Source organism: Lysobacter sp. KACC 24251 (genome assembly GCF_057747755.1).
The window spans coordinates 874577-899498 of sequence record NZ_CM173222.1; the positions used below are offsets into that span (position 1 = coordinate 874577).

At 68.1% G+C, this 24922-nt stretch carries 29 protein-coding genes; 22 read left to right on the forward strand and 7 right to left on the reverse strand.

Annotated features, from left to right (window positions below; genetic code table 11):
* Nucleotides 1-4 precede the first annotated feature (4 nt).
* Nucleotides 5-1450, forward strand: a complete 1446-nt coding sequence (locus AC3ARF_RS04145) for a M16 family metallopeptidase (RefSeq protein ID WP_498930535.1) — start codon at nt 5-7, stop codon at nt 1448-1450.
* Nucleotides 1451-1512: 62 nt separating this feature from the next.
* Here the strand turns inward: AC3ARF_RS04145 and AC3ARF_RS04150 are convergent, their stop codons facing one another.
* Entirely contained in the window at nt 1513-1935 is a 423-nt protein-coding gene (locus AC3ARF_RS04150; RefSeq protein WP_498930537.1) for a hypothetical protein, read from the reverse strand.
* Between the two features lie 168 nt (nt 1936-2103).
* Here AC3ARF_RS04150 and AC3ARF_RS04155 point away from each other — a divergent pair, with 168 nt between their 5' ends.
* Nucleotides 2104-2586, forward strand: coding sequence for an acyl-CoA thioesterase (locus tag AC3ARF_RS04155; protein ID WP_498930538.1), 483 nt, complete (start codon nt 2104-2106; stop codon nt 2584-2586).
* Between the two features lie 75 nt (nt 2587-2661).
* Here AC3ARF_RS04155 and AC3ARF_RS04160 read toward each other — a convergent pair whose 3' ends face one another.
* Both AC3ARF_RS04160 and AC3ARF_RS04165 read right to left on the reverse strand, forming a co-directional pair.
* Nucleotides 2662-3303: a C40 family peptidase gene (locus tag AC3ARF_RS04160; protein WP_498930540.1), complete on the reverse strand. Its 642-nt coding sequence runs from the start codon at nt 3301-3303 to the stop codon at nt 2662-2664.
* A 162-nt stretch (nt 3304-3465) separates the two neighbouring features.
* Nucleotides 3466-4038, reverse strand: coding sequence for a C40 family peptidase (locus AC3ARF_RS04165; protein WP_498930542.1), 573 nt, complete (start codon nt 4036-4038; stop codon nt 3466-3468).
* A 127-nt stretch (nt 4039-4165) separates the two neighbouring features.
* On the opposite strand from AC3ARF_RS04165, the gene AC3ARF_RS04170 reads away from it, so the two are divergent.
* The 4 genes from AC3ARF_RS04170 (at nt 4166) to hutG (ending at nt 8407) form a co-directional block, all read left to right on the forward strand.
* Nucleotides 4166-4645, forward strand: coding sequence for an FKBP-type peptidyl-prolyl cis-trans isomerase (locus AC3ARF_RS04170; RefSeq protein WP_498930544.1), 480 nt, complete (start codon nt 4166-4168; stop codon nt 4643-4645).
* 186 nt (nt 4646-4831) lie between these two features.
* Nucleotides 4832-6088, forward strand: coding sequence for an NAD(P)/FAD-dependent oxidoreductase (locus AC3ARF_RS04175; protein ID WP_498930546.1), 1257 nt, complete (start codon nt 4832-4834; stop codon nt 6086-6088).
* A gap of 108 nt (nt 6089-6196) precedes the next feature.
* Nucleotides 6197-7549 (forward strand): glutathione-disulfide reductase, encoded by a 1353-nt coding sequence (gene gorA, locus AC3ARF_RS04180; protein ID WP_498930548.1) that lies wholly within the window; start codon nt 6197-6199, stop codon nt 7547-7549.
* Between the two features lie 51 nt (nt 7550-7600).
* The gene (gene hutG, locus AC3ARF_RS04185) at nt 7601-8407 is read left to right on the forward strand and encodes an N-formylglutamate deformylase (RefSeq protein ID WP_498930550.1); all 807 of its coding nucleotides are present in this window, start codon (nt 7601-7603) and stop codon (nt 8405-8407) included.
* Between the two features lie 78 nt (nt 8408-8485).
* Here hutG and parE read toward each other — a convergent pair whose 3' ends face one another.
* A complete protein-coding gene (gene parE / locus AC3ARF_RS04190; RefSeq protein ID WP_498930552.1) occupies nt 8486-10375 on the reverse strand; it encodes a DNA topoisomerase IV subunit B in 1890 nt (629 codons plus the stop codon).
* 210 nt (nt 10376-10585) lie between these two features.
* Between parE and AC3ARF_RS04195 the strand changes: the two genes are divergently transcribed.
* The 11 genes from AC3ARF_RS04195 to AC3ARF_RS04245 all read left to right on the forward strand — a co-directional run bounded on the left by AC3ARF_RS04195 (nt 10586) and on the right by AC3ARF_RS04245 (nt 19654).
* Nucleotides 10586-10852: a hypothetical protein gene (locus tag AC3ARF_RS04195; RefSeq protein ID WP_498930554.1), complete on the forward strand. Its 267-nt coding sequence runs from the start codon at nt 10586-10588 to the stop codon at nt 10850-10852.
* Between the two features lie 278 nt (nt 10853-11130).
* A complete protein-coding gene (locus AC3ARF_RS04200) occupies nt 11131-11787 on the forward strand; it encodes a hypothetical protein (protein ID WP_498930555.1) in 657 nt (218 codons plus the stop codon).
* A 158-nt stretch (nt 11788-11945) separates the two neighbouring features.
* Nucleotides 11946-12389 carry a globin family protein gene (locus AC3ARF_RS04205; RefSeq protein WP_498930557.1) on the forward strand — a complete coding sequence of 148 codons (444 nt, stop codon included), beginning with the start codon at nt 11946-11948 and terminating at the stop codon, nt 12387-12389.
* 137 nt (nt 12390-12526) lie between these two features.
* Complete coding sequence (gene pyrG / locus AC3ARF_RS04210; protein ID WP_498930559.1) at nt 12527-14185, forward strand: CTP synthase; 1659 nt, start codon at nt 12527-12529, stop codon at nt 14183-14185.
* A gap of 79 nt (nt 14186-14264) precedes the next feature.
* Entirely contained in the window at nt 14265-15098 is an 834-nt protein-coding gene (kdsA, locus tag AC3ARF_RS04215) for a 3-deoxy-8-phosphooctulonate synthase (protein WP_498930561.1), read from the forward strand.
* A 57-nt stretch (nt 15099-15155) separates the two neighbouring features.
* The gene (eno, locus tag AC3ARF_RS04220; RefSeq protein WP_498930562.1) at nt 15156-16442 is read left to right on the forward strand and encodes a phosphopyruvate hydratase; all 1287 of its coding nucleotides are present in this window, start codon (nt 15156-15158) and stop codon (nt 16440-16442) included.
* A gap of 16 nt (nt 16443-16458) precedes the next feature.
* Complete coding sequence (ftsB, locus tag AC3ARF_RS04225) at nt 16459-16836, forward strand: cell division protein FtsB (RefSeq protein WP_498930564.1); 378 nt, start codon at nt 16459-16461, stop codon at nt 16834-16836.
* Nucleotides 16833-17531 (forward strand): 2-C-methyl-D-erythritol 4-phosphate cytidylyltransferase, encoded by a 699-nt coding sequence (ispD, locus tag AC3ARF_RS04230; RefSeq protein ID WP_498930566.1) that lies wholly within the window; start codon nt 16833-16835, stop codon nt 17529-17531. The genes ftsB and ispD overlap by 4 nt, the downstream gene beginning before the upstream one ends.
* Before the next feature lie 74 nt (nt 17532-17605).
* Complete coding sequence (gene ispF, locus AC3ARF_RS04235) at nt 17606-18088, forward strand: 2-C-methyl-D-erythritol 2,4-cyclodiphosphate synthase (protein ID WP_498930568.1); 483 nt, start codon at nt 17606-17608, stop codon at nt 18086-18088.
* 103 nt (nt 18089-18191) lie between these two features.
* Complete coding sequence (gene truD, locus AC3ARF_RS04240) at nt 18192-19280, forward strand: tRNA pseudouridine(13) synthase TruD (RefSeq protein WP_498930571.1); 1089 nt, start codon at nt 18192-18194, stop codon at nt 19278-19280.
* 125 nt (nt 19281-19405) lie between these two features.
* Nucleotides 19406-19654 (forward strand): hypothetical protein, encoded by a 249-nt coding sequence (locus AC3ARF_RS04245; RefSeq protein ID WP_498930573.1) that lies wholly within the window; start codon nt 19406-19408, stop codon nt 19652-19654.
* A 3-nt stretch (nt 19655-19657) separates the two neighbouring features.
* Here the strand turns inward: AC3ARF_RS04245 and AC3ARF_RS04250 are convergent, their stop codons facing one another.
* Nucleotides 19658-20203 carry a Smr/MutS family protein gene (locus AC3ARF_RS04250; RefSeq protein ID WP_498930575.1) on the reverse strand — a complete coding sequence of 182 codons (546 nt, stop codon included), beginning with the start codon at nt 20201-20203 and terminating at the stop codon, nt 19658-19660.
* Between the two features lie 163 nt (nt 20204-20366).
* Here AC3ARF_RS04250 and surE point away from each other — a divergent pair, with 163 nt between their 5' ends.
* The 4 genes from surE (at nt 20367) to AC3ARF_RS04270 (ending at nt 23410) form a co-directional block, all read left to right on the forward strand.
* Nucleotides 20367-21161: a 5'/3'-nucleotidase SurE gene (gene surE / locus AC3ARF_RS04255; RefSeq protein ID WP_498930576.1), complete on the forward strand. Its 795-nt coding sequence runs from the start codon at nt 20367-20369 to the stop codon at nt 21159-21161.
* Complete coding sequence (locus AC3ARF_RS04260) at nt 21158-21835, forward strand: protein-L-isoaspartate(D-aspartate) O-methyltransferase (RefSeq protein ID WP_498930578.1); 678 nt, start codon at nt 21158-21160, stop codon at nt 21833-21835. The genes surE and AC3ARF_RS04260 overlap by 4 nt, the downstream gene beginning before the upstream one ends.
* A gap of 2 nt (nt 21836-21837) precedes the next feature.
* Nucleotides 21838-22500, forward strand: coding sequence for an exopolysaccharide biosynthesis protein (locus tag AC3ARF_RS04265; RefSeq protein ID WP_498930580.1), 663 nt, complete (start codon nt 21838-21840; stop codon nt 22498-22500).
* Between the two features lie 73 nt (nt 22501-22573).
* On the forward strand, nt 22574-23410 hold the full coding sequence (locus AC3ARF_RS04270; protein ID WP_498930582.1) for a peptidoglycan DD-metalloendopeptidase family protein: 837 nt from the start codon (nt 22574-22576) through the stop codon (nt 23408-23410).
* Nucleotides 23411-23428: 18 nt separating this feature from the next.
* Here AC3ARF_RS04270 and AC3ARF_RS04275 read toward each other — a convergent pair whose 3' ends face one another.
* Nucleotides 23429-23803: an Mth938-like domain-containing protein gene (locus tag AC3ARF_RS04275; protein WP_498930584.1), complete on the reverse strand. Its 375-nt coding sequence runs from the start codon at nt 23801-23803 to the stop codon at nt 23429-23431.
* Between the two features lie 27 nt (nt 23804-23830).
* A complete protein-coding gene (yhbY, locus tag AC3ARF_RS04280) occupies nt 23831-24136 on the reverse strand; it encodes a ribosome assembly RNA-binding protein YhbY (protein ID WP_498930586.1) in 306 nt (101 codons plus the stop codon).
* Nucleotides 24137-24205: 69 nt separating this feature from the next.
* On the opposite strand from yhbY, the gene rlmE reads away from it, so the two are divergent.
* A complete protein-coding gene (gene rlmE / locus AC3ARF_RS04285) occupies nt 24206-24838 on the forward strand; it encodes a 23S rRNA (uridine(2552)-2'-O)-methyltransferase RlmE (protein WP_498930588.1) in 633 nt (210 codons plus the stop codon).
* Nucleotides 24839-24922 lie beyond the last annotated feature (84 nt).

Below are 24922 nucleotides of genomic sequence, written 5' to 3' on the forward strand. Positions count from 1 at the left end.
GATCATGAAGATTGCCAAGACCCCCATCGCATCCACGGTCTCCCTGCGGCTTGCGGTCGCCGCCCTGTGCGCGCTGCTGGCGGGCGCCGCCGCGGCCGGCCCGAAGGCCGAGCTCCCCAAGGACCTGCCACCATACGCACCGGAAGGACAACTGCCGGTGGCCAACATCGCGCAGAAGTCGCTGGCCAACGGCATGACCGTGTGGGTGGTGCCGCGCGACGGCCTGCCCCGCGTGGACTATGTGCTGGCACTGCGCGGCGCCGGTTTCGCGGCTGACGCGGCGGACACGCCGGCCTTCGCGTCGATGCTCGCGGGACTGCTGACCGAAGGCACGGCCAAGCGTGATTCCAAGGCGATCGCCGAAGCCGCCCAGGGCTATGGCGGCACGGTGGGCGCCGGGGCCGGCAACGACGGCGTCACCCTCTTCGGCAACGCGCTGTCGACGCACCGCGAGGGCATGCTCGGTCTGCTGGCGGAAGTCGCGCGGCAGCCGTCCTTCCCGGAAAAGGAAGTGAAGCTGGCCCAGGCCAACGCGCTGCAGGGGTTGAAGGCCTCCGAGGCACAGCCCGGCTTCAAAGCCACGCGTGCGCTGCTGGCCGCCACCTACGGCGACCATCCGTACGCGCGCGTGCAACCCACCGAAGCCGGCATCACCGCGGTGACGGCAGAGCAATTGCGCAGCGAACATATCCGCCGCTTCCGCCCAGAGCGCGCGCTGCTGGTGATCACTGGCAAGGTCACCCCGGCCGAAGGCTTCGCCCTGGCGGAGCGTGCGTTCGGTGACTGGAAAGGTACTGGCGCCGCCCCTGCTGAAATCGCCCCCGCGCGCCGGGAAGCCAAACCCGCCCGTGTGCTGATCCAGCGCGATGGCAGCGTGCAGTCCGCGCTCGCCGTCGGCCGTCCGGCCATTCCAGCGACCGATGCGGACTACATCCCGGCGCAACTGGCGGGGATCGTGCTGGGGGGTGGCTTCAGCAGCCGCGTTATGCAGAACCTGCGCGAAGACAAGGGCTACACCTACGGTGCCCGCGCCGGCCTGGCCGTCGCGCGCGCAGGTGGGCGCGTGTCTGCGGGTGCCGATGTGCGCAACGAAGTGACCGGTGCGGCGATCAGGGAGTTCTTCCACGAGTTCGAGCGCCTGGGGAGTGAGCCGGTGCCCGCGACAGAACTGGAAGACACCAAGCGTTACGTCGCGGGCGGCTACCTCATCACCAACCAGATGCAGGGTGCGGTGGCGGCCACGCTCGCCAACAACTGGCTGTCGGGTTTGCCGGCGGAGTTCCTGGGGCAGTACGTGCCGAAGATCCGCGCGGTCGACGCCGCCCAGGTCCAGGCCATGGCCAGCAAGTACTACGCTCCGAAGGACCAGTCGATCATCGTCGTGGGCGATGGCAAGGCCGTGGCCGATCAGCTGACGCCGTACGGCGAGTTCGAGCGCCGCGACAAGTAAGCGCGCGCGCACGCGGTACACAGGGAAGCCGGCCCCGCAATGGGCCGGCTTTCTCTTTCAGCTCACAGCTTGGGCAGCAGCTTGGGCCGGTGCACCAGCCGCGCGGCCAGCAGGGCCACCGGAATCGGCAACAGCAGCCCCGCCGCCGCTAACCAGGTGGGATGGGGCACTTTCATGATCATTCCCACCACCCCGGACATCACCACCAGCGCGACAAAGATCGCCGCCGCGTTCTGGTGGCGGGCAATCTTCGCCGCGACCAGCCCGCCGACGAACGCGCCCGCCACCCAGGCCAGTACAAGCATCGCCTTGGCCATCGGCGGCATCTGCAACACGAACTGGGCGAAGGCGGCCTCGTGCGCCGGGTTCATGGGATCCAGGCCGGGCGGCGGCGGGTAAGCCAGGTGTCCCACCGCCTCGATGCCCATGATCGTCACGAACATCACCACTACGCCCGCCAACATGCCGAGGATGGTTCGACCCATTGCAGTGCCCCCTTTGGTTGACCGCCAGCATGGCCCCGGCCGCAGGGGCTTCGCAACCGGGGGGCTATTCCGCGGCCTTCACGACGGGGATGCACCCTGCGTAAGCAGCAGGGCGTCGCCCTCGCCATAATGACCAGCCAATCACCCTGCCCGGACGGAGCCGCACCCATGAGTGGCCAGCAACGCGAACTGACGATGCGTTTCCTCGCCGAGCCGACCGACGTCAACTACGGCGGCAAGGTCCATGGCGGCATGGTGATGAAGTGGATCGACCAGGCGGGTTACGCGGCGGCCGTCGGGTGGAGCGGCCGCTACAGCGTCACCGTGGCGGTGGGCGGGATCCGTTTCGTCGCGCCGATCCACATCAGCGACCTCGTCACCGTCCACACCAAGCTGGTCTACACCGGCACCAGCAGCATGCACTTCGCGGTAGACGTGAAGGCCCGCGATCCCATGGGCGGCGATGACCGCCTGTGCACCCATTGCATCATCGTTTTCGTGGCGATGGAGCAGCAGGAGCCGGCCAAGCCGGTGCCCGTGCCCGCATGGACCCCGACCAGCGAGGACGACAAGCGCCTTGCCGAGTACGCGCTCAAGGTGATGGAACTCAGCAAGGGAATCGAGGCCACGATCGAGGCGATCGCCGGTTAGGCCGGCCCAAATGCAAAGGCCGCCCCAAGGGCGGCCCTGCCACGTCGCATCTAGGGAAAAACCCGGGGCGCCGGCTCAGATGCCCTCGACCCGGCGCGCAGCCATGAACTTGCCGCTCCAGTAACCGGTTTCCATGCTGGACACGGTCACGTCCTTGCCCTTGCTGGGTGCATGCACGAAGCGGCCTTCGCCCACGTAGATGCCCACATGGTCCACCTGCCCCTTGCGGCCGAAGAACACCAGGTCGCCCGCGGCCAGCTGGGCGCGGTCGGTGATCGCACGGCCGGTCTTGGCCATCTCGCGGGACACGCGCGGCAGCTCGACGCCCAGCGCGTTGCGGAACACGTAGCCGACCAGGCCGCTGCAGTCGAAACCATCCGGCGTGGTGCCACCCCAGCGGTACGGGGTGCCGAGCAGGGCCAGCGCGCGCGACAGCACCGTCTTGACGCCCGTCGACGACTGGGCGGCCTCGGCTTCGCTGCGGGACGCCAGGCCCACGCCCGGTACCAGCAGGCGATTGAGGTCGCCCGCCAGCAGTAGGGCGCGATCGGAGAAGGAGAGGGTATCGCTGGCGCTGGCACGCGGCGCGGCGACGTCAGCGGAGTCGGCGGCCATCGAACCGGCGACCGCGGCCTGCTGCGCGAACGCCGGCAGGGCCGCGAGGGCCATCACCAGGGCAAGAACGAGTCGGACAGCCCCGTGCCTGGCGCGGGACATGGCGGCTGGGGTGAGGCGGTTGTGGCGAGCTTTGGAATTCGTCACGCGGTCATCACTGAAAAATCACGCGCCGATCATGCCCGTGAACCGCGACCATTTGGTTCAGAAAAAGTTAAAAATTCATTAAAAGTGACGGCCGAAGTCGCAAATCGGGACGGTCGATCAGTCCAGGACCCGTTTCGCGCCGCTGTAGTGGTCGCGCCAGTAGTGGCCATCCAGATGATCGAGGCGGACGGTTCCCCCCGAGGTCGGGGCGTGCACGAACCGTCCTTCGCCTACGTAGATGCCAACGTGGTTGACCCCGTTTCCGTTGCCGAAGAACACCAGATCGCCGGGCGCCAGCCGCTCGGGTTTGATGCGGTCGCCCTGGTACTGCGAGAGGGCGCGCGAGCTCCGCGGCAGGTCCAGCGCCAGCACGTCGCGGTACACGTAATTGACCAGCCCGCTGCAGTCGAAGCCGCTCTCCGGCGTGTTGCCGCCCCAGCGGTAGGGAGTGCCCACCAAGCTGATGGCCCGCATCAACACGGCGTTGGCCGCGACCGGGTTGGCCGGGGCAACGGCCGGCCACGGGCGCGGCGCAGGCGCGGCGGACGGGCGGACAGTTTCACGATGGCCACCGCATGCGGCCAGCAACGTGGCCAATCCGATCGCCGCCCATGCCGGCACCCACGGACGCGACTGACCCCACGCTGGCGCGGGGGCGGGCTTGCCGGGATAATGCGCATCCTTCGTCACGGCCGTTAGCTTGGCCGGTCACGACGGGCCCGGCAACCCCGGGTCACCGCCCGGCGGCTGCAACCGCGGTCCTGCCTGTCCACTCCATTCTGCCGCCTGCCGGCACCCAGTCCCTGCGAAGACCACCATGAATATCGAGAAAGACCGCGTCGTCCTGTTCCACTACACCGTTGCCGAGCAGGGCCAGGAGCCGCTGGAGTCGTCCGAGGGCCGTGACCCGCTGGCCATCCTGTTCGGCCACAACAACATCATTCCGGGCCTGGAGAAGGCGATGGAAGGCAAGGCCGCCGGCGACAAGTTCGAGGTGGACGTGGCCGCGGCCGACGCCTACGGCGAGCGTCGCGAGGGCATGACCCAGCGCGTGCCCAAGAAGCACTTCGAGGGCGCCAAGCTGGTGCCGGGCATGCAGGCCGTGCTGCCGACCAACTTCGGCCCGCGCGCCGTGACCATCCAGAAGGTGGGCATGAGCGTGGTCGACGTGGACCTGAACCACCCGATGGCCGGCAAGGACCTGCATTTCGCCATCGAGATCGTGGAAGTGCGCGAAGCCAGCGCCGAGGAAGTCGAGCACGGCCACGTGCACGGCGCCGGCGGCCACCAGCACTGACATCAGGTTTCGTCCTCCGGTCCCAGGGCCGGAGTCGAACCGCCCGACGGCCCGCGCACGCGGGCCGTTGTTGTTTCAGCGTGCGCGACGTCGCCTACGCCCAGCTTGGAGACATCCGAGCCCGGTACCCCAAGGTCTGGGGCTGCCCGGCACCTGCAATGGAGCCGCCGACCTTAAACTTCCTGCATGGAGCAGCGCGAAGACGTGGTGGTGATAGGGGCGGGCGTGTCCGGGCTGGCGAGCGCACTCGCCCTGCTCGAAGCCGGCCGTGGGGTGCGGGTGATAGATGCCCTCCGGGTGGGTGGCGGCGCCTCGCACGGCAACTGCGGCACGATCACCCCGAGCCACGCGCCGCCACTGGCGGCACCCGGCACCGTGCTGCGCGCGCTCAAGTGGATGCTGACGCCCGACGCGCCGCTGTACATCCCGCCACGCGTGGACCCGCTGTTGTGGCAGTGGCTGTTGCGCTTCGCGCTGCGCTGCAATCCCCGCGATTGGGAACGCAGTGCCCGCGCGAAGGCAGCGATGCTCAACGACGCCCGCGCCCGCCTGCCGGGACTGATCCGGCGGCACCATCTGGCCTGCGAGTTCGTCGAATCGGGCGAGGACTATGTGTTCCGCGATCCGGCAGCGTTTGCGCACGGCCAGCAGGAGTTGGACATGCTGCGCGCGTTGGGCATCGACGTGGAGCTGATCGAAGGGGCCGCCTACGAGGCACAGGAGCCCGCGGTGAAGCCCGGTGTGGCCGGTGCGATCCGCTTTTCCGGCGACGCGGCCCTGCGGCCCGATCACTACGTGGCCGAGTTGGCCCGCGCGGTGCGTGGGTTGGGCGGCATCATCGATGAGCAGCGTCCATTGCAGGCGCTGGTTGCCGACGCCGATGGTTGGCGAATCGATACGCCCGCTGGAACGTTGCACGCACGAGACGTCCTCGTGGCTACCGGGGCCTGGTCGCCCCGCTTGGCCACGGCGATTGGCGTGCCGGCATTGCGCCGCGCGATGCAGCCGGGCAAGGGCTACTCCATCACGTACTCGCCGCCCTCGCTGGTGCCGCGCCGACCGCTGGTGTTGCGCGAGCGCTCGGTGTGCGTCACCTCGTGGGGAAGCGGCTACCGACTGGGCAGCACCATGGAATTCTCGGGTTTCGACGACACGCTCAATACGCGCCGGTTGGCCGCGCTGGAGCGGGGCGCCGCCGAGTACCTGCACCAGCCGGTGGGTCCCGAAGTGCGCGAGCGCTGGTTCGGCTGGCGGCCCATGTCGGTCGATGACATCCCCATCATTGGCCCCGTCCCCGGGCGCAAGGGCCTGTGGTTGGCCACCGGGCACGGCATGATGGGCGTGGGCATGAGTGCTGCGACCGGGCAACTGGTCGCCGATCTGGTGACGGGGCGCGCGCCCGCGATTGACCCGGCTCCCTACCGTGTCGACAGGCTGCGCTGAGCCCGGACCGGTTGCGCTGTCCACTGCTCGACTCGGTCCGGGATGACGGCCCCATGACATCGCACTGCGCGACCATGGCGCCTTGGCTGAAGTGAAAGGAGCGGATGGATGGCGGACATGGATTTCGATCTGATCGTGCTGGGCGGCGGTTCTGGGGGCCTGGCCGGCGCATTCCGCGCCGCCGAGCATGGCGCGCGCGTCGCATTGCTGGAGCCAACGGCCTGGGGCGGTACCTGCGTCAATGCCGGCTGCGTGCCGAAGAAGGCGATGTGGTTGGCCGCCGACCTCGCCTCGCGGATGCGCATGGCGCCCACCCTCGGCTTCGACATCGGCGAGGTACGGCTGTCGTGGCCAGAATTCATCGCCCACCGCCAGCGCTACATCCACAACATCCATGAGAGCTACCGCCGGCGACTGGATGCCGCCGGCATCGTGGTCCGACCCACGCGCGGCCGGCTCATCGCGCGCGACACCGTGGTTTGCGAGGACGGCGTGGCCCTACGTGCGTCGAACATCCTGATCGCCACGGGCGGGCATCCGCTGCGTCCCGACATTCCGGGGGTGGAGCTCGGCGAAACGTCAGACGACTTCTTCCACTGGACCGCCGCGCCGAACCGCGTGGCGATTGTGGGCGTCGGCTACGTGGCGCTGGAATTGGCCGGCGTGCTACAGGCGCTCGGCAGCCAGGTGACGCTGTTCGGGCGGGGCGCGCGCCTGCTCGACAGCTTCGATGCGGAGCTGACGGCGCAACTGGAGGAGGACTACCGGCAGTCCGGCATACACGTGCACCTGGGCAACCCGGTGCAAGGGATCGTGCGCAGCGATGGCGTCCTGCGGCTGCGAGGTCCGGGCGGTCTGCTTGAAGGCGCTTTCGACCGGGTGCTGTTCGCCACCGGTCGTCGACCCAACTCTTCGCATCTGGGTGCCGCAGACATCGGGCTCAGCTTGGACGAGCGCGGTCACATTGAGGTCGACGCCTGGCAGGCGACCGGCGTCGACGGTGTCTTCGCCGTCGGCGACGTCACCACGAATCCTCCCCTCACCCCCGTGGCCATCGCCGCCGCGCGCCGCTTGATGGACCGGTTGTTCGGTGGCCATGACGACGCGCGCCTGTGTTTGGAAAATATTCCCACCGTGGTGTTCTCGCATCCCCCGATCGGCAAGGTGGGCCTGACCGAAGCGGAGGCACGGCAGCGTCATGGCGACGAGGTGCAGGTCTACCGCGCAGGCTTTCGGCCCATGCTCAACGCACTCGCGCAGGTGCCACAGCGCAGCCTGTTCAAGGTCGTCTGCGTCGGCTCGGACCAGCGCGTGGTGGGCATCCACCTGATGGGCGATGCGGCCGATGAGATCCTGCAGGGGTTTGCGGTGGCGATTCGCCGCGGGATCACCCTGCAGGACCTGCGCGACACGGTCGCGATCCACCCCACCAGCGCCGAGGAAGTGGTGCTGATGCGCTGAGCGTGACCCTGCGGCTTACACTGTGCCGACTTCAACTTCATGCCCCGTGCCATGCACCCCGATTCCGCCAGCGACATCGTCACCCTGCACCGCGGCACCGCGCCGTTGCTGGTGAGCCTGCCGCACGACGGAAGCGCCATTCCGCCGGAGTTGGCTGCGCGCATGACGCCCGAGGCACGCCGTGCCCCGGACACCGACTGGCATGTCTCGCGCCTGTACGCCTTCGCCCGGGACTTGGGCGCCTCGGTGCTGGTGCCGAAGTATTCGCGCTATGTCGTCGACCTCAACCGCCCCGAGGATGACACCTCGCTGTATCCGGGCCAGAACACCACCGGGCTGTGTCCCGCCGTGCGCTTTACCGGTGAGCCGGTCTATCTGGAAGGGCAGGCCCCGTCAGCCGATGAAGTGAGGACCCGCGTTGAGCACTACTGGCGCCCGTACCACTTGGCATTGGCGGCGGAAATCGCGCGCCTGAAGGCGGAACACGGCCGCCTGGTGCTGTGGGAAGGCCATTCGATCCGCGGTAGCGACCTGCCGTTCCTGTTCGATGACCGGCTGCCCGACCTCAACCTGGGTACCGCCGCTGGTGCGAGTTGCTCGCCTGCATTGCAACAGCGCCTGGAGACGGTGCTCGGCGCGCAAACCGAGTACGACTGGGTGGCCAATGGCCGCTTCAAGGGCGGCCACATCACTCGCCACTACGGCCGGCCAGCCGAGGGCGTGGAAGCCGTGCAGCTGGAGATCAGCCAGCGCAACTACATGGATGAAAACTCGTTCCAATACGACGACGCCAAGTCCGAGCGCCTGCAGCGCGTGCTGCGGCTGCTGCTGGAAGCTGCGCTGGCCGCGCCGCGATAGTCCTTCCGTCCTCGCTGCACCGCCATGCTCCATGCGCCCTGGGCCGTCGCAACGGCCATGGGCAATGAATCCTGAGGATCAGACTTCCAGCGAGGCGAGATCGCCCTTCGTCTCCAACCACGTCTTCCGATCGCTCGCCCGCTTCTTCGCCAGCAGCATGTCCATCAGCGAATGCGTCTCGGCGTTGTCGTCCACGGTCAGCTGCACCAGCCGGCGCGTGTCCGGATGGATCGTCGATTCCCGCAACTGCGATGGGTTCATCTCGCCGAGGCCCTTGAAGCGCGTGACATTCACCGCGCCACGGATCTTCTCGCGCTCGATCTTCTCCAGCAGGATGCGCTTCTCTTCCTCGTCCAGTGCGTAGAACACCTGCTTGCCCACGTCCACGCGGAACAGCGGCGGCATCGCGACGAAGACGTGCCCGGCCGCCACCAGCGACGGAAAGTGCTTGAGGAACAGCGCGGTCAGCAGCGTGGCGATGTGCAGGCCGTCGGAGTCGGCGTCGGCGAGGATCACGACCTTGCCGTAGCGCAGGCCGCTCAGGTCGTCCTTGCCCGGGTCGCAACCAATCGCGACAGCGAGGTCATGCACTTCCTGCGAGGCCAGCACGCTGCCCGAGGCCACTTCCCAGGTGTTGAGGATCTTGCCGCGCAGCGGCAGGATCGCCTGGAAGTCCTTGTCGCGCGCCTGCTTGGCGCTGCCACCGGCCGAATCGCCCTCCACCAGGAACAGCTCGGTGCGCGACAGGTCCTGCGCGGTGCAGTCGGCCAGCTTGCCGGGCAGGGCGGGGCCCTGGGTGACCTTCTTGCGGGTCACCTGCTTCTCGGTCTTCAGGCGCGCCGAGGCGCGCTCGATGGCTAGTTGCGCGATCTTCTCGCCCAGTTCCACGTGCTGGTTGAGCCACAGGCTGAACGCGTCGTGCGCGGCGCCTTCGACAAAGCCCGCGGCCTGGCGAGAGGACAGCCGCTCCTTGGTCTGGCCGCTGAACTGCGGGTCGGTCATCTTGATGCTGAGCACGAAGGCGACGCGATCCCACACGTCCTCCGGCGCCAGCTTCACGCCGCGCGGCAGCAGGTTGCGGAAGTCGCAGAACTCGCGCAGCGCCTCGGTGAAACCGGTGCGCAGGCCGTTGACGTGCGTGCCGTGCTGCGCGGTGGGGATCAGGTTGACGTAGCTCTCCTGCACCAGCTCGCCGTCGGGCACCCACGCGACCGCCCAGTCCGCGGTTTCGGTGTCCTTGGTCAGCTTGCCGACGAACAGGTCCGGCGGCAGCAGCTCGCGCTCCGACAGTTCGCCGCGCAGGTAATCGCGCAGCCCATCCTCGTAGTACCACTCCAGCTTCTCGCCGCTGGCTTCATCAAACAGGCGCACGGTGAGGCCGGGGCAGAGCACCGCCTTGGCGCGCAGCAGGTGCTTGATCGCGCGCAGGTTGAACTTGGGCGTGTCGAAGTACTTCGCGTCCGGCCAGAAGCGCACGCGGGTGCCTGTGTTCTTCTTGCCGACCGTGCCGACCACTTCCAGCGGACTGGCGCGATCGCCGTCGCGGAAGGTCATGCGGTATTCGTTGCCGTCGCGCTTGATATGCACTTCCACCAGGGTGGACAGCGCATTGACCACGCTGACGCCCACGCCATGGAGGCCGCCGGAGAACGCGTAGTTCTTGTTGCTGAACTTGCCGCCCGCGTGCAGGCGCGTGAGGATCAGCTCGACGCCCGGGATGCCCTCCTCGGGGTGGATGTCCACCGGCATGCCGCGGCCGTCGTCGGACACCGCGCAACTGCCATCCGCGTGCAGGATGACCTCGATCGTCCTGGCGTGCCCGGCCAGCGCCTCGTCCACCCCGTTGTCGATGACCTCCTGTGCCAGGTGGTTGGGACGGGCGGTGTCGGTGTACATGCCCGGGCGGCGCTTGACCGGGTCCAACCCGGAAAGGACTTCGATGTCGGCGGCGTTGTAGCGATTGTTCATGCGGGCACTGCGGATAGCGGAGCGGCGAGGATGGCGAGGTGGACCGGGCGGGTCAAGCGCGGCCCGCCCAGTGTGCGCCCCCCGCATCGCAGGCAATGAGATGGGGGCGCGTTCAGGCAGGGGCCACCCGCTTGTGGATAACGTATGCACGTCACAAACGATGCGCACGCCGTGGCCCGCCGGGCCCACCGACCGCAACGGAGAACCCTCATGACATTCCGCAAGCTCGTGATCCTTGGCCTGACCGCGGGCGCGCTGGTAGCGTCGGTCGCGGCGATGGCGCAGCAGGCTGCGCCCCAGCCGACCGAGCCCGCCAAGGCGGCCGATGCGGCCAAGCAGAAGGCCGACACCGCCGCCGAGCGCAAGCAGGCCGAGGCCCAGCAGAAGGCCGAGGCCGGCAAGGCCAAGTCGGCCAAGGCTGCGGCCGCCCGCAAGGCCGTGGCCGGTCAGGATGAGCCGGAGGAAGAGGACCGCTGAGTCCTGCCAGCCGCGCCAGAAGTGCCCCGCGCCCCGGTAACCCCGGGGCGTTTTGGTTTCTGTTGCCGCGCGTTCATTTTTCCCGTTGATGCCAAGTATCTGAATGAGAAAGGTTTGCGGTCGAGACGGACGCAGACCGGGCCGCGGGACAATCCGGGAAATCCCTCATTTGCGAATCGTGGTTCATCGAACGGCCGGGTCACGCTGCCTACGGTCGGCACGTCGTCGTCGGCAGTCGCCGCGACACGCCCCGAACAACCATCCAGGAGTTGCACACCATGAAGCAGCGCATGTACGTCCTCTCGATTCTCATCGCCACCTCGCTCGTGGCGCCCGCGGCCTATGCCCAGGTGCTGGGAGGTGGCGTGAACATTGGCGGTGGGGCCGGCATCCAGACGGGACCGGTCAACCTCGGCGGCGCCGCCAACGCGCGGGGTGACCTGGGCGTGGACGCCCGCGCGGTCGAGCGCACCACCCGTGCAGCCCGCCGTGCTGCGGCGCGGGCTGAGGCCGAGGGCCGCGCCGCGGCTGCGACCACGGTGAATACGGGCACCCAGGTCGCGAACGCCGCGGTGGGTACCGCCCAGGCCACCGGCTCTGCGGCCGGCCATGCCGCCATGGGTGCCGCTGCGTCGGGCCAGGGTTTGGCGCAGGCCGCCGCCGCATCCGGCGGGCAGGCCAGTACCACGGTGGGTGCGGACGCCTCGGCCAACGGCGCCCTGCATGCCAACGAGCACGCGGTGGGCGCCGTGTCGGGCAACGCCACGGCGGCCGCGAGCAGCGCCGTCACCGGGCAGGCCGGCCAGGCCGTCGGGTCCGCGGGCGCCGATAAGCATGAAGCGCCTGACAGCACGGCCGCGCGTGAGCGTCGCGCCGAGCGCAAGCCGACCCGCCAGGACGAAGCCAAGCGCAATCCCGATCGCAACGAGCGCTGATCGCCGGCGCCAACTATCGCGACCGCGGCCCGGGCTTCCGGGCCGCGTTTCGCGCAGCAGAACCTTGCGCGGCCCTACGACCTTGGTCCAACGCGGCATGCCCTGGGGCACGTTTTTGAGGCACATCAATAGCCGACCAGGTGCCTGCAATCACACTCGTGGCCTCATCCACCGCGAGGAACCCCACGTTGTCCGACCAGTACTTCGACCTGCAGCAAAGTTACGGCCGATGCCTGCAGAACAAGCAGTTCATTGAGCGCTTCTACGAGATTTTCATGGCGAGCAGCCCGCGAGTGGCCGAGATGTTCGCCCAGACCGATTTCCAGAAGCAGCGTCTGGCACTGCGTCGCGGCATCAGTGTGGCCATCTTCCATGCCGCTGGCAGCAACGTGGTCAAGCGCACCATCGACCAGATGGCCGACGTACACGCCTGTCCGGGCCGCGCGCCGGTGCCACCGGAGCTCTACCCGTTCTGGATCGAGAGCCTGATCAAGGCCGTCCAGGAGTTCGATCCCGAGGCGGGCCCGCTGCTGATCAACCGCTGGCGCGAGGGCATGACCTCGGTGGTCGACACCTTCAGCCACCGCTACCCGGGGCATTGACGCCACCCGCGGGGCTGCCCCGCGAGGGGCGGTCCCGGCCGGTCCCCGGGGCAGGGCGAAGGCATGCCGCCAAAGTCAACCGGTCGCGGCCCGGCCCGCCGTCCGGTAGACTACGGCTTTCCAGCGCCCCCAATTCCATGACTCCCCTGATTTTTGTCACCGGCGGCGTGGTGTCCTCGCTTGGCAAGGGCATTGCGGCAGCCTCGTTGGCAGCCATCCTCGAAGCGCGCGGCCTGCGCGTGACGATGATGAAGCTCGACCCCTACATCAACGTCGACCCGGGCACCATGAGCCCGTTCCAGCACGGTGAGGTGTACGTCACCGACGACGGCGCCGAGACCGACCTCGACCTGGGCCACTACGAGCGCTACCTGCGCAACCGGCTGAGCCGCAAGAACTCGATCACCACCGGCCGGATCTACGAGAACGTGATCCGCAAGGAACGCCGTGGCGAGTACCTGGGCGGCACCGTGCAGGTCATCCCGCACATCACCGACGAGATCAAACGCTGCATCGTCGAGGCTACCGAAGGCTATGACGTCGCCCTGGTCGAGATCGGCGGCACCGTGGGCGACATCGAGTCGCTGCCGTTCCTCGAGGCCATCCGCCAGATCCGCACCGAGCGCGGCCCGGACAAGGCCATCTTCATGCATCTCACCCTGGTGCCGTGGATCGCCGCGGCCGGCGAGCTGAAGACCAAGCCGACCCAGCACTCGGTCAAGGAACTGCGCTCCATCGGTATCCAGCCCGACATCCTGCTGTGCCGCTCCGAGCAGCCCCTGCCGGACAGCGAGCGCCGCAAGATCGCGCTGTTCACCAACGTGCCGGAGAAGGCGGTCATTTCGGCCGTGGACCTGCCCAATATCTACCGCATGCCCGAGCGCTTCCACGACCAGGGCCTGGACGACATCGTCATTGACCGCCTGCGCCTGCAGGCTGGCCCGTGCGACCTGTCCGAGTGGGATGCCGTGGTCGATGCCAGCGAGCATCCCGTGGACGAGGTCACCATCGGCGTGGTCGGCAAGTACGTCGACCACCAGGATGCGTACAAGTCGGTGGGTGAGGCGCTCAAGCACGGCGGCCTGCGCCAGCGCACCAAGGTCAACCTCAAGTGGCTGGAATCGACCGACGTCGAGGATCAGGGCGGCAAGGTGCTGGAAGGCATCGACGGCATCCTGGTGCCCGGGGGCTTCGGTGATCGCGGTTTCGAAGGCAAGGTCCTCACCGCGCAGTTCGCCCGCGAGCATGGCGTGCCGTACTTCGGCATCTGCTATGGCATGCAGGCGGCGGTGGTCGACTACGCCCGCCACGTGGCCGGGTTGGAAGGCGCCAACAGCACCGAGAACGACAAGGCTACCCCGCATCCGGTGATCGGCCTGATCACCGAGTGGCGAACCGCGACGGGTGATGTCGAGCGTCGCAGCGAGGACAGCGACCTGGGCGGCACCATGCGCCTGGGCCTGCAGGAGCAGCGCATCAAGCCGGGCACGCTGGCCCATGCGATGTACGGCAAGGACATCGTCGGCGAGCGCCATCGGCATCGCTACGAGTTCAACAACCGCTACCTCAACCAGCTGGAAAGCGCCGGCCTGGTGTTCAGCGCCAAGTCCATGGACGAGACGCTGGTGGAGATGGTGGAACTTCCGCGTGACAGGCACCCGTGGTTCCTGGCCTGCCAGGCCCATCCGGAGTTCCTGTCCACCCCGCGCGACGGCCATCCGCTGTTCGTGGGCTTCATCCGCGCCGCGCGCGAGCATAAGGCCGGCGGCGCGTTGCTGAAGGAAGCCACGGCGTGAGCGATCGCGCCGGGGTGCCCGCCCGTGATGCCCGCAATGGCGGGCCCGCGGCGACTCTGACCAAGATGGATGCCCGTGCATGAACCTGTGTGGCTTTGAAATCGGCCTCGACAAGCCGTTCTTCCTGATCGCCGGCCCGTGCGTGATCGAGTCGATGCAGCTTCAGCTCGACACCGCCGGCCAGCTCAAGGAAATCACCTCCGAGCTCGGCATCCCCTTCATCTTCAAGTCCAGCTTCGACAAGGCCAACCGCACCTCGGCCACGAGCTTCCGTGGCCCGGGCATGGAAGAGGGGCTGAAGGTATTGGCCGAGGTGAAGCGTCAGTTGGGCGTGCCGGTGCTGACCGACGTCCACGAATACACTCCGATGGACGAAGTCGCTGCCGTCGTCGACGTGCTGCAGACCCCGGCTTTCCTGTGCCGCCAGACCGATTTCATCCAGCGGGTGGCGCGCGCCGGCAAGCCGGTGAACATCAAGAAGGGCCAGTTCCTGTCGCCGTGGGAGATGAAGCACGTGGCCGAGAAAGCCCTTGCGACCGGCAACAAGGACATCATGGTCTGCGAGCGCGGCGCCAGCTTCGGCTACAACAACCTGGTCAGCGACATGCGTTCGCTGGCGGTGATGCGCGACACCGGCTGTCCGGTGGTGTTCGACGCCACGCATTCGGTTCAATTGCCCGGCGGCGCCGGCGGCAGCAGCGGCGGCCAGCGCGAGTTCGTGCCGGTGCTGTCGCGCGCGGCGATGGCGGTGGGCATTTCCGGCATCTTCATGGAAACCCATCCCAAGCCCGAGGAAGCGCTCAGCGACGGCCCCAATGCGTGGCCGCTGCCGAAGATGCGCGCGCTGCTGGAGATCCTCAAGCAGATCGACGAGGTGACCAAGCGCAACGGTTTCCTCGAGGCCAGCCTGTAACAGGCGCGGCACTCCTTTCGAATTCCCCTTCAAGACAAACCGGAACGTCCAGTCGACATGACCACGATCGCCAAAGTCCACGCCCGCGAGATCCTCGACAGCCGCGGCAATCCCACGCTCGAAGCCGAAGTCACCCTGGCGGACGGCAGCTTCGGCCGCGCGATGGTGCCCTCGGGCGCATCCACGGGCACCAAGGAGGCCGTGGAACTGCGCGACGGTGACAAGACCCGCTACCTGGGCAAGGGCGTGCGCAACGCCGTGGCCAACGTCAACACCACCATCGCCGCCGCGCTGGCCGGCTTCGATGCGGCCGACCAGGCTGGCCTCGACAAGCGCCTGATCGACCTCGACGGCACCGAGAACAAGGGCCGCCTGGGTGCCAACGCGCTGTTGGGTGTGTCGATGGCCAACGCGCATGCCGTGGCCGCCTCGCGCAAGCAGCCCCTGTGGCAGTACCTCGCCGCCGGTCGCGAAGCGGTGCTGCCCGTGCCGATGATGAACATCATCAACGGCGGTGCGCATGCCGACAACAACGTCGACCTGCAGGAGTTCATGATCCTGCCGGTGGGCCTGCCGACCTTCGCCGAGTCGCTGCGCGCCGGCACCGAGGTGTTCCACGCGCTGAAGTCGGTGCTCAAGGGCCGCGGGCTGAGCACGGCAGTGGGTGACGAGGGTGGTTTCGCCCCCGACCTGCGCAGTAATGAAGAGGCGCTGGAAACCATCCTCGAGGCCATCGGCAAGGCCGGCTACAAGGCAGGCGAGGATATCCTGCTGGGTCTGGACGTCGCCTCCAGCGAGTTCTTCGAGAATGGCAAGTACAACCTCACCGGTGAAGGCAAGCGCCTGACCAGCGAGCAGTTCGTTGACTTCCTCGCCGGCTGGAGCGCGCAGTACCCGATCATCACCATCGAAGACGGCATGTCCGAGCACGACTGGGCCGGCTGGAAGCTGCTGACCGAGCGCATCGGCAGCAAGGTGCAACTGGTCGGCGACGACCTGTTCGTGACCAATCCGCGCATCTTCAAGGAAGGCATCGACCAGGCAGTGGCCAACGCCATCCTGATCAAGGTCAACCAGATCGGCACCCTGACCGAGACGCTGGAAGCCATCGCCATGGCTGACGCCAACAAGTACGCGTCGATCGTCTCGCATCGCTCGGGTGAAACCGAGGACACCACCATCGCCGACATCGCGGTGGCGACGACCGCCACGCAGATCAAGACCGGTTCGCTGTGCCGCAGCGACCGCGTGGCCAAGTACAACCAGCTGCTGCGCATCGAGGAACAGCTCGGCGCTGGGGCGAAGTACGCTGGCCGCGACGCGTTCGTCTCGCTGAAGCGCTGACGGGCGCCGAGGCCGCATGCGCTGGGTCCGGGTCCTGCTGGTGGCGCTGCTGGCGCTGCTCGCGTTCCTGCAACTGCGCCTGTGGTTCGGGGAGGGCGGCCGCCGCTCGGTGGCCGACCTCCAGCAGAAGGTCGCGGCGCAGGCCCGGGAAAACGGTGGCCTGAAGCAGCGCAACGCCGCGCTGGCGGCCGAAGTCGAGGACTTGAAGTCCGGCGAGGCTGCGGTCGAGGACCGCGCCCGCAGCGAACTGGGCATGATCAAGCCGGGGGAGACCTTTTACCGCGTGGTCGAGCCCCAGGGCTCAGCCGTCCGTGCCGAGCAGGCGCCGATGGACCCGGTGGGCGAGGAGTCCGATGCCCCCGCCGCTGACGGTGAAGGTGGCGACGCGCCATGAGCCCGGCAACGGTTTGGGCGGTGGTGCCCGCCGCAGGGCGCGGCACGCGCTTCGGCGGCGAGGTGCCCAAGCAATACCTGCAGGCAGCCGGGAAGCCGCTGATCGAGCATGCACTGGCGACGCTGCTGGCGCATCCCAGCGTGGCAGGCGCGATGGTGGCGCTTGCCGTGGACGACGGGCGCTGGCCCGGTTGGACCTCGCTCCATGGAAAGCCGGTGTTGCATTGCGTGGGCGGTGCCGAGCGCGCCGATTCCGTGCTTGCCGCGCTGGAAGCATTGCCCGCGGAGGTGCCGTCGGATGCGCTGGTGCTGGTTCACGACGCTGCACGCCCCAACCTGGCGTCCCACGACCTGAGCCGGCTGATCGACGTGGCCACCGAGCATGCCGACGGAGCCATCCTGGGTGCCCCCGTGCGCGACACGCTCAAGCGGGCGGGGGCGGACGGGACGATTGTCGCCACGGCGCCGCGTGATGACTTGTGGCGCGCCTTCACCCCGCAGGCGTTCCGCCGGGACGCACTTGGCAACGCGCTGCGCGCCGCGCGCGCTGCCGGCGTGCGGGTCACCGACGAGGCCATGGCGATGGAGCGGGCCGGCGCGCATCCAGTGCTGGTGGAAGGGCGTGAGGACAACCTCAAGGTGACCACACCCGCCGATCTTGCGCTGGCGGATTATCTTCTTTCGCGCAGGACCTGAGCCGGCACCGGCGGTGCAGCGGCAGGCCCCGCAACGGGCGCGCTGATCGCGTCCGCCACCACACAAGGGCTTCCATGAACATCCGCATTGGCCAAGGCTTTGACGTACACACCTTCGGCGACGGCGACCACGTCATGCTGGGCGGCGTGCGGGTCCCGCATGAGCGCGGCATCGTCGCCCACTCGGATGGCGACGTGGTGATCCACGCGCTGTGCGACGCGATGCTCGGCGCGTTGGCGCTGGGCGACATCGGTCGTCACTTCCCGCCCAGTGACCCCCAGTGGAAGGGCGCCGACAGCCTGTTGTTCCTGCGGCATTGCAATGAACTGATCGCACAGCAGGGCGGCTGGCACGTGGGCAATGCCGATATCACCGTCGTCTGCGAGCGACCCAAGGTGGGCCCCCACGCGGAGGCGATGCGCGACCGGGTGGCGCAGGTGTTGGGCATCCACGTGGATGCCGTGAGCATCAAGGCCACCACCAGCGAGCGCCTGGGCTTCACCGGTCGTGGCGAAGGCATCGCCGCGATGGCCGTGTGCCTCTTGATCAAGGCCTGATTGCAGCATGATGCCTACCGACCACAACGAACCGGACGCATCGGCCGTGTCCCTTGGGACTGACGTGCCCGCTGCCAGGGCTTCGTCAATTCCCCAAGGCCCAGTGTCCTCGGCACCCCCCGAATACGGCGATGGCGTTGCTCCCGCATCGACAGATGACCTGCCGACTGCCCACGGCCCCGCCGTTCTGCGTGCCCACATACGTACCAAGCCCGAAGACTTCTTCGTTGAGGAGATCGCCGGTTTCGAGCCTTCCGGCGCCGGCGAGCACCTGCTGCTGACCATTGAAAAGCGCGGCATGAACACCGCCTTCGCGGTCAAGCGCATCGCCGCGTGGGCCGGCGTCGGCGAGATGGCAATCGGTTACGCCGGATTGAAGGACCGGCACGCCGTCACCCGCCAGCGGATCAGCGTGCACCTGCCGAAGAAGGTAGCGCCCGACCTGGCCCTGCTGCAGTCAGACGACCTGCGCGTGCTCGAGCACCACTGGCACTCGCGCAAGCTGCCACGCGGCGCGCTGGCCGCCAACCGCTTCGTCCTGGTGCTGCGCGACGTCAAGGGCGACCGCGTGGCCATCGAGGCCCGACTGCAGGCGATCGCTGCGCAGGGCGTGCCCAACTATTTCGGCGAACAGCGCTTCGGTCGCGGGGGCGACAACGTCGCGCAGGCCCTGGCCATGTTCCGGGGCCGCCGTGTGGCCCGGGAAAAGCGTGGCCTACTGTTGTCCGCGGCCCGCTCGGAATTGTTCAACCGCGTGCTGGCCACGCGGGTGCGTAGCGCAACCTGGAACCGACCGCTGGACGGCGAGGTCTGGATGCTGGATGGCCGCCGCAGCGTCTTCGGTCCCGAAGCCATGACCGAGGATCTGCTGCGCCGGCTGGAGGCGTTCGACATTCATCCGACTGGCCCGCTGTGGGGCCGGGGTGAATTGCGGACCCAGGATGCCGCCGCAGCCTGCGAGGAGGCGGCCCTGACCGGGGGCGATGCGCCCGCCCTGCGGCGGGGCCTGGAAAAGGCGGGCCTGGAGCAGGAGCGCCGGGCACTACGGTTGCGCCCGGCGGGGCTGGAATGGAGCTGGCACGCCGACGACACGCTGGAAATCAGCTTCGCCCTGCCGGCCGGTACGTATGCCACCTCGGTGTTGGCCGAGCTGGGCGACGTCCAGGACGCTGCCCGCAACGCCAATTCCTGACGCAGGCCGACCGTTCGTCGGCATGCGGCCGGCGGCACTGGCGGGCCGGACTCGACGGCGTATAAGCGGATTCAGGAGTGGCACTCGCCCCTCCAGCCTGAACGTTTGCACCGGGAGGTGTCGTCATGAAGGCATCCATCGCGTTGATCGTTGCAGTCCTGGGGGTCGCATCCGCAGCAGGCTGCGCCAGCATGCGTGGCGAGTCCGGCTACGTCGCGCCGCAAGGCACGCCCTCATTGCAGGACCGGGATGAGGCCTACATTGCCGCGGTGGAGCAGATTGCCCAACGCCGCGGTATTGAGGTCGTGTGGATCAATCCGCCCACCAAGCGAGCGCCTGCAAGGACTGGCGATCCGCGCCAGGCCATGCGCTGACGCTCAGCGCCGCTTCGACGGCGCCAGCAACACCACCACCGCTCCGGTGCCGCCCTGCGCGGGCGGCGCCGAGTGGAACGCCAGCACGTCCCCGCGGTGCCGCAGCATGCGGTCGACCAGGTTCTTGAGCACGGGAATTCCGTCGCTCTGCCGCCCCTTTCCGTGGATCACCCGGACGCAGCCCACGCCATGCCGGCGGGCATCGTTGAGGAATGCACGTAGCAGCGCTTCCGCGGTGCGGGCGTCGGTGCCGTGCAGGTCCAGCTCTTCCTGGGCGGAAAGTTCGCCCCGTTTCAGCCGCTGCCAGGTCCGCACCGGCAGTTCGTCGCGCCGGTAGGCGAGGGCATCGCCTGCTTCGAGCAGACTGGCATCAAGGGCGTGGCGGAAGGCCTCGCGCGCGGCCGCGTCGTCCTGTTCGGCCATGCGTGCACGGGGCCGCGGCTTGGGTGCCGACGGCGGCAAGGGCGCCTCGTCCAGCCGGCGCACGTCGCCGATCGCGCTGAGGAACAGGGCGTGGTCGTCGTCCGAGGGCTCATTCCGGCGTGCCATGTGCAGAGCCTAGCGCGGTGGGGCGGCAACGCAAGGCGAAGTGTGGTCCCGCGGGCAGGACGGTCATCGCGCATCGGCTATCATGGGCCGACGGTCCGCCGCCGCGTACGCATTCACGCGCTGCAGCCCGCATCCCCGCCCAGGTGAGGTTTTCCGCGAGTCCATGCGAGTACTGGTCAGCAACGACGATGGCGTAGACGCACCCGGCATTCGTGCGTTGGCGCAGGGCCTGCGCGCGGCCGGCCATGAAGTGCTGGTGGTCGCCCCCGATCGTGACCGCTCGGGGGCCAGCAACTCCCTGACCCTGGACGGCCCGATCCGCGTGGTCCAACTGGACCCCCAGACGTGGCGCGTGCACGGCACCCCCACCGACAGCGTGCACGTTGCGCTCACCGGCATGCTGGACGCCGAACCCGACATCGTCGTGTCCGGCATCAACAGCGCGTCCAACATGGGCGACGACGTGATCTATTCCGGTACGGTCGCCGCGGCGATGGAAGGCCGTTTCCTGGGCCTGCCATCGGTGGCCATGTCGCTGGCCACCCGCGACCAGGACGGCCGTAATTACGACACCGCCGCCCGCGCCGCCGTCGAGATCATCGCGCGGCTGGCCAGTGACCCCCTGCCGGCCGACACCATCCTCAACGTCAACGTGCCGGATATTCCTTGGGACGACGTGCGTGGCTTCGAGGTCACCCGCCTCGGGAACCGCCACCGTTCCGAAGCCTGTGTGCCGCAGCGGGATCCGCGCGGGCGCCAGTGGTGGTGGGTTGGCGCCGCGGGTCCCGAACAGGACGCGGGTCCCGGCACTGATTTCCACTCGGTGCGCATGGGCCACATCTCCATTACTCCGATCCAGATCGACCTGACCCGCTACCAGGCGCTCGAGCAGGTCGCGAGCTGGGTCGATGGTCTCTCCGGCGCACTGCGCGGCGGCACTACCGAGGTGGCGCCATGAGCGTGCGCATGCGCCTGCAACCCGAAGCCATCGGCTCCGGACTGACCTCGCAGCGCGTCCGCGACCGGCTGGTCGAGCGCCTGCGCGAAAACGGTATCCGCGACGAGCGAGTGCTCAACGCGATTCGCACCGTGCCGCGCCACCTCTTCATCGACGAAGTGCTTGCCAGCCGGGCGTACGAGGACACCGCGCTGCCCATCGGTCAGGGCCAGACCATCTCGCAGCCGTGGGTGGTCGCGCGGATGACCGAAGCGCTGCTGGCGTGCGAACCGAAAAAGGTGCTGGAGATCGGCACCGGCTCCGGCTACCAGGCGGCGGTGCTGGCCGCGCTGGGGTTGGAGGTGCATACCGTCGAGCGCATCGGCGAGCTGCTGCGTACCGCCCGCAAGCGCTTCCGCCAACTGGGCCTGAACATCCGCAGCAAGCATGACGACGGGCGCATCGGGTGGCCGGAGAACGGCCCCTTCGATGCCATCATCGTCACCGCCGCGGCGCCTGCCCTGGTCGATGCGCTGACCGAGCAACTGGCCGTCGGCGGCATCCTGGTGGCGCCGGTGGGCGCGGCCAATTCCCAATCCCTGTTGCGCCTCCAGCGCGAAGCGGACGGCCGGGTTACCCAGCAGACGCTGGGCCCGGTGGTGTTCGTGCCGTTGCTGTCAGGCATGGTCGACTGAACATGAGCCAACACGAACCCCCCGTGGGCGCGGTCGACGCGCCCGCATCCGTCTCGCTGGGCGAACAACTGGCCACGATCATCCGCAACCTGCCCGAGGACCGCCTGACGCTTGGCGAGCTCCTGCAGACGTTCGGCGACGAAGGCCTGCTGCTGCTGACGATGATGTTGACGCTGGTGTTCCTGATCCCGGTGTCGATCCCCGGGGTGAGCACCGTGTTCGGCGCGGCCATACTGCTGGTGGGAATCAGCCGCCTCAGCGGCCGCCCGCTGTGGGTGCCGGCCCGCGTGCGTGATCGCGGATTGCCCGCGGACAAGCTGCGCCCCGGTTTGACCGGCGGCCTGGAGTGGGTGCGCAGGCTGGAAAAGATCAGTCGTCCGCATCGGCTGCGTGTCTTCGTCGATGGCCGCGCGCAGGACGTGTTCAACAACCTGGCCTTCATCCTTGCCGCCTTATTGTTGATGGCGCCGTTTGGTTTCGTGCCGTTCAGCAATACGCTCCCCGCGCTCGCGCTGCTGTTCTACGCTGTGGGCCTGGTGCAGCGGGATGGTGGAGCGATGTTGCTGGGCCACCTGTCCAACATCGGTACCATCATCTATTTCAGCGTGTTGATCGGTGGGGGAGGCGTTGCCCTGCACGGACTCTGGCAGCGGTTGTCGGGCTGAGTGCCCACCGTCGTCCAGCCGTCGGATCGCCTCGTCGGCTGGCCATGAAGACATGGAGAAAATCACGAGGCGCATGACCATTACGCTCATTCCCCGCCCTTCGGCGACCCGGATCGCACTGTTGTGCCTCGCCGTGGCCACGCTGTTGTCAGCCTGTGCGAAGACCACCGTGGTCCGCGAAGCGCCTGCACCTTCCACCGGCAAACCGGGCGTGACCGCGGTGGTGAAGCGGGGTGACACGCTCTATCGCATCGCCAGTGCCAATGGCGTGCAGGCCCGTGACGTGGCGGCATGGAACGGCATCGCCGAGCCCTACACCATCTATCCGGGGCAGCGCCTGAAGCTCTACCCCGGCGGCGGCAGTGCGGGAGCGACCCGCACGGTTGCTTCGAACAGGCCGCGTGGCTCCAGCACACCCTCCCCGGCGACGGCTGCGACGAAGTCGGCAACGGTGGCCACCGCCGCCAAACCTTCTGCGCCGAGTTCGGCGGCCGCCAAGCCCGCGACGCCCAAGCCCGCCGCCGTCCCGCCTGCAAGCCCGATCAAATGGCGTTGGCCGGCCGATGGCGAGTTGATCAGCCGCTACGTCGCAGGCGAGCCGACCAAGCAGGGTGTCGGCATTGCCGGCAGCAGTGGCGCCCCGGTGCGTTCCGCCGGCGACGGCGTGGTGGTCTACTCGGGATCGGGCCTGGTGGGCTACGGCGAACTGGTGATCATCAAGCACAACGACGAGTGGCTTTCGGCCTACGGCCACAACCGCACCCGGCTGGTCAACGAAGGCCAGCTGGTGAAAGCCGGGCAGCAGATCGCGGAAATGGGGCGCAGCGGTGCGCCGCGCGACATGCTGCATTTCGAAGTGCGTTACAACGGCAAGCCGGTCGACCCGTTGCTGTACCTGCCCAAGCGCTGAGCAGGCGTCCGCCCGGCGTCAGCCCGGCAGGATGAACCCGGCCACGACCTTGCGGCTTTCGCCCGCAAGCACGTTGAAGGTGCGGGCCGCTGCGGCATTGGACATGACTTCCACGCCGATGCGACGTCCCAGGCAGGCGGCCATGACCGCGGCGGGCGGGAACACCTGGCCAGCGCCGGTACCCAGCAATACCACTTCCGGCGCCAGCGCCAGCAGCGGCTCCAGATCGTCGGCCGTCAGCGACCTGGCATCGCGCACCGCCCAGGCCTCGATCAGCGTGTTGGGCGCGAGCACGAAGCTGCAGGTCAAGCGGCGGTCGTTCACGAGCGCGGATACGCCATCGGCACCGCGCAGGAAGAATTCGTGGTCAGGATTTTCGAGCGTTAGTTGCACGGCGCTCTCCGGTGGGCTGGCGCAGGCTCAGGACCGCGGCAGCACGATCTGGCGCTTGTCCTTGCTCGGACGGTACAGCACGGCCGTGTGGCCGATGCGCTGGACCAGCGCGGCGCCGGTCCGCCCGAGGAGGTCGTCGATCATCGTGTCGCGCGCGTCACGGTCCGCGGCGCCCACCTTCACCTTGATCAGCTCGTGGTGCTCCAGCGCCAGGTCCACCTCGGCCACCAGTGCCTCCGTGATGCCTTTGCCGCCCACCTGCAGCATTGCCTTCAGGTCATGGGCTTGTCCGCGCAGGAAACGGGTCTGGGCGGAGGTCAAAACGGTCGACATCGGGGCACGCAACAGGGGTGTGACAGGGCGCTCAGGGTATCATGACAGCCTTCCCCCACCCGCATCCCCATGGCCACCCGCAGCAAAAGCAGTCAGCGCTGGTTGCAGGAACACGTCTCCGACCCCTTCGTTAAGAAGGCAAAGAAGGAGGGTGCCCGTTCGCGCGCCATCTACAAGCTGGAGGAGCTGATCGATCGCGATCGCCTGCTCAAGCCGGGCATGACCGTGGTCGACCTGGGCTCCGCACCGGGCAGCTGGTCACAACTGGTCCGTGCCCGCCTGGGCGACTCCGGCCGGGTCGTGGCGATCGACATCTTGCCGATGGCGCCAATGGCTGGGGTGGAGTTCCTGCAGGGTGACTTCCGGGAGGATGAAGTCCTCGCGCAGTTTGAGACCATGGTCGGTGACAAGCCGGTGGACCTTGTGCTTTCCGACATGGCCCCCAATAAAAGCGGCATGGATGCGGTGGACATGCCGCGGGCGCTGTACCTGTCGGAGCTGGCCATGGATTTCGCCGACAAGCACCTGCGTACCGGTGGCACGTTCCTGATCAAGCTGTTCCAGGGTGTGGGGTTCGATGACTACGTGCGTGAGCTGCGCAAGCGCTACGACAAGGTCGCGATCCGCAAGCCGGAGGCCTCGCGCAAGCGCTCGCCCGAGGTGTACGCGCTGGCGCAGGGCAAGCGGGCGGTTCCCAGGTAGGCCTGGTCGCAGTGCGTGTGGGTACGGTTGCGCCGTTCAGCGAATGGCGGGTTTTGACAATGTTTCGGCGAACGGTTGCGCGTA

Bases quoted from the DNA above. Each gene is read 5' to 3' on its own strand.
- AC3ARF_RS04260 (WP_498930578.1), top strand. From the start codon at position 21,158: ATGAGCGTGCGCATGCGCCTGCAACCCGAAGCCATCGGCTCCGGACTG.
- surE (WP_498930576.1), top strand. From the start codon at position 20,367: ATGCGAGTACTGGTCAGCAACGACGATGGCGTAGACGCACCCGGCATT.
- AC3ARF_RS04150 (WP_498930537.1), bottom strand. From the start codon at position 1,935: ATGGGTCGAACCATCCTCGGCATGTTGGCGGGCGTAGTGGTGATGTTC.
- ispD (WP_498930566.1), top strand. From the start codon at position 16,833: ATGAGCCCGGCAACGGTTTGGGCGGTGGTGCCCGCCGCAGGGCGCGGC.
- AC3ARF_RS04265 (WP_498930580.1), top strand. From the start codon at position 21,838: ATGAGCCAACACGAACCCCCCGTGGGCGCGGTCGACGCGCCCGCATCC.
- gorA (WP_498930548.1), top strand. From the start codon at position 6,197: ATGGCGGACATGGATTTCGATCTGATCGTGCTGGGCGGCGGTTCTGGG.
- AC3ARF_RS04270 (WP_498930582.1), top strand. From the start codon at position 22,574: ATGACCATTACGCTCATTCCCCGCCCTTCGGCGACCCGGATCGCACTG.
- hutG (WP_498930550.1), top strand. From the start codon at position 7,601: ATGCACCCCGATTCCGCCAGCGACATCGTCACCCTGCACCGCGGCACC.
- parE (WP_498930552.1), bottom strand. From the start codon at position 10,375: ATGAACAATCGCTACAACGCCGCCGACATCGAAGTCCTTTCCGGGTTG.
- AC3ARF_RS04175 (WP_498930546.1), top strand. From the start codon at position 4,832: ATGGAGCAGCGCGAAGACGTGGTGGTGATAGGGGCGGGCGTGTCCGGG.
- ispF (WP_498930568.1), top strand. From the start codon at position 17,606: ATGAACATCCGCATTGGCCAAGGCTTTGACGTACACACCTTCGGCGAC.
- AC3ARF_RS04160 (WP_498930540.1), bottom strand. From the start codon at position 3,303: ATGTCCCGCGCCAGGCACGGGGCTGTCCGACTCGTTCTTGCCCTGGTG.
- yhbY (WP_498930586.1), bottom strand. From the start codon at position 24,136: ATGTCGACCGTTTTGACCTCCGCCCAGACCCGTTTCCTGCGCGGACAA.
- AC3ARF_RS04155 (WP_498930538.1), top strand. From the start codon at position 2,104: ATGAGTGGCCAGCAACGCGAACTGACGATGCGTTTCCTCGCCGAGCCG.
- ftsB (WP_498930564.1), top strand. From the start codon at position 16,459: ATGCGCTGGGTCCGGGTCCTGCTGGTGGCGCTGCTGGCGCTGCTCGCG.
- pyrG (WP_498930559.1), top strand. From the start codon at position 12,527: ATGACTCCCCTGATTTTTGTCACCGGCGGCGTGGTGTCCTCGCTTGGC.
- AC3ARF_RS04200 (WP_498930555.1), top strand. From the start codon at position 11,131: ATGAAGCAGCGCATGTACGTCCTCTCGATTCTCATCGCCACCTCGCTC.
- kdsA (WP_498930561.1), top strand. From the start codon at position 14,265: ATGAACCTGTGTGGCTTTGAAATCGGCCTCGACAAGCCGTTCTTCCTG.
- AC3ARF_RS04250 (WP_498930575.1), bottom strand. From the start codon at position 20,203: ATGGCACGCCGGAATGAGCCCTCGGACGACGACCACGCCCTGTTCCTC.
- AC3ARF_RS04170 (WP_498930544.1), top strand. From the start codon at position 4,166: ATGAATATCGAGAAAGACCGCGTCGTCCTGTTCCACTACACCGTTGCC.
- AC3ARF_RS04245 (WP_498930573.1), top strand. From the start codon at position 19,406: ATGAAGGCATCCATCGCGTTGATCGTTGCAGTCCTGGGGGTCGCATCC.
- AC3ARF_RS04195 (WP_498930554.1), top strand. From the start codon at position 10,586: ATGACATTCCGCAAGCTCGTGATCCTTGGCCTGACCGCGGGCGCGCTG.
- eno (WP_498930562.1), top strand. From the start codon at position 15,156: ATGACCACGATCGCCAAAGTCCACGCCCGCGAGATCCTCGACAGCCGC.
- rlmE (WP_498930588.1), top strand. From the start codon at position 24,206: ATGGCCACCCGCAGCAAAAGCAGTCAGCGCTGGTTGCAGGAACACGTC.
- AC3ARF_RS04145 (WP_498930535.1), top strand. From the start codon at position 5: ATGAAGATTGCCAAGACCCCCATCGCATCCACGGTCTCCCTGCGGCTT.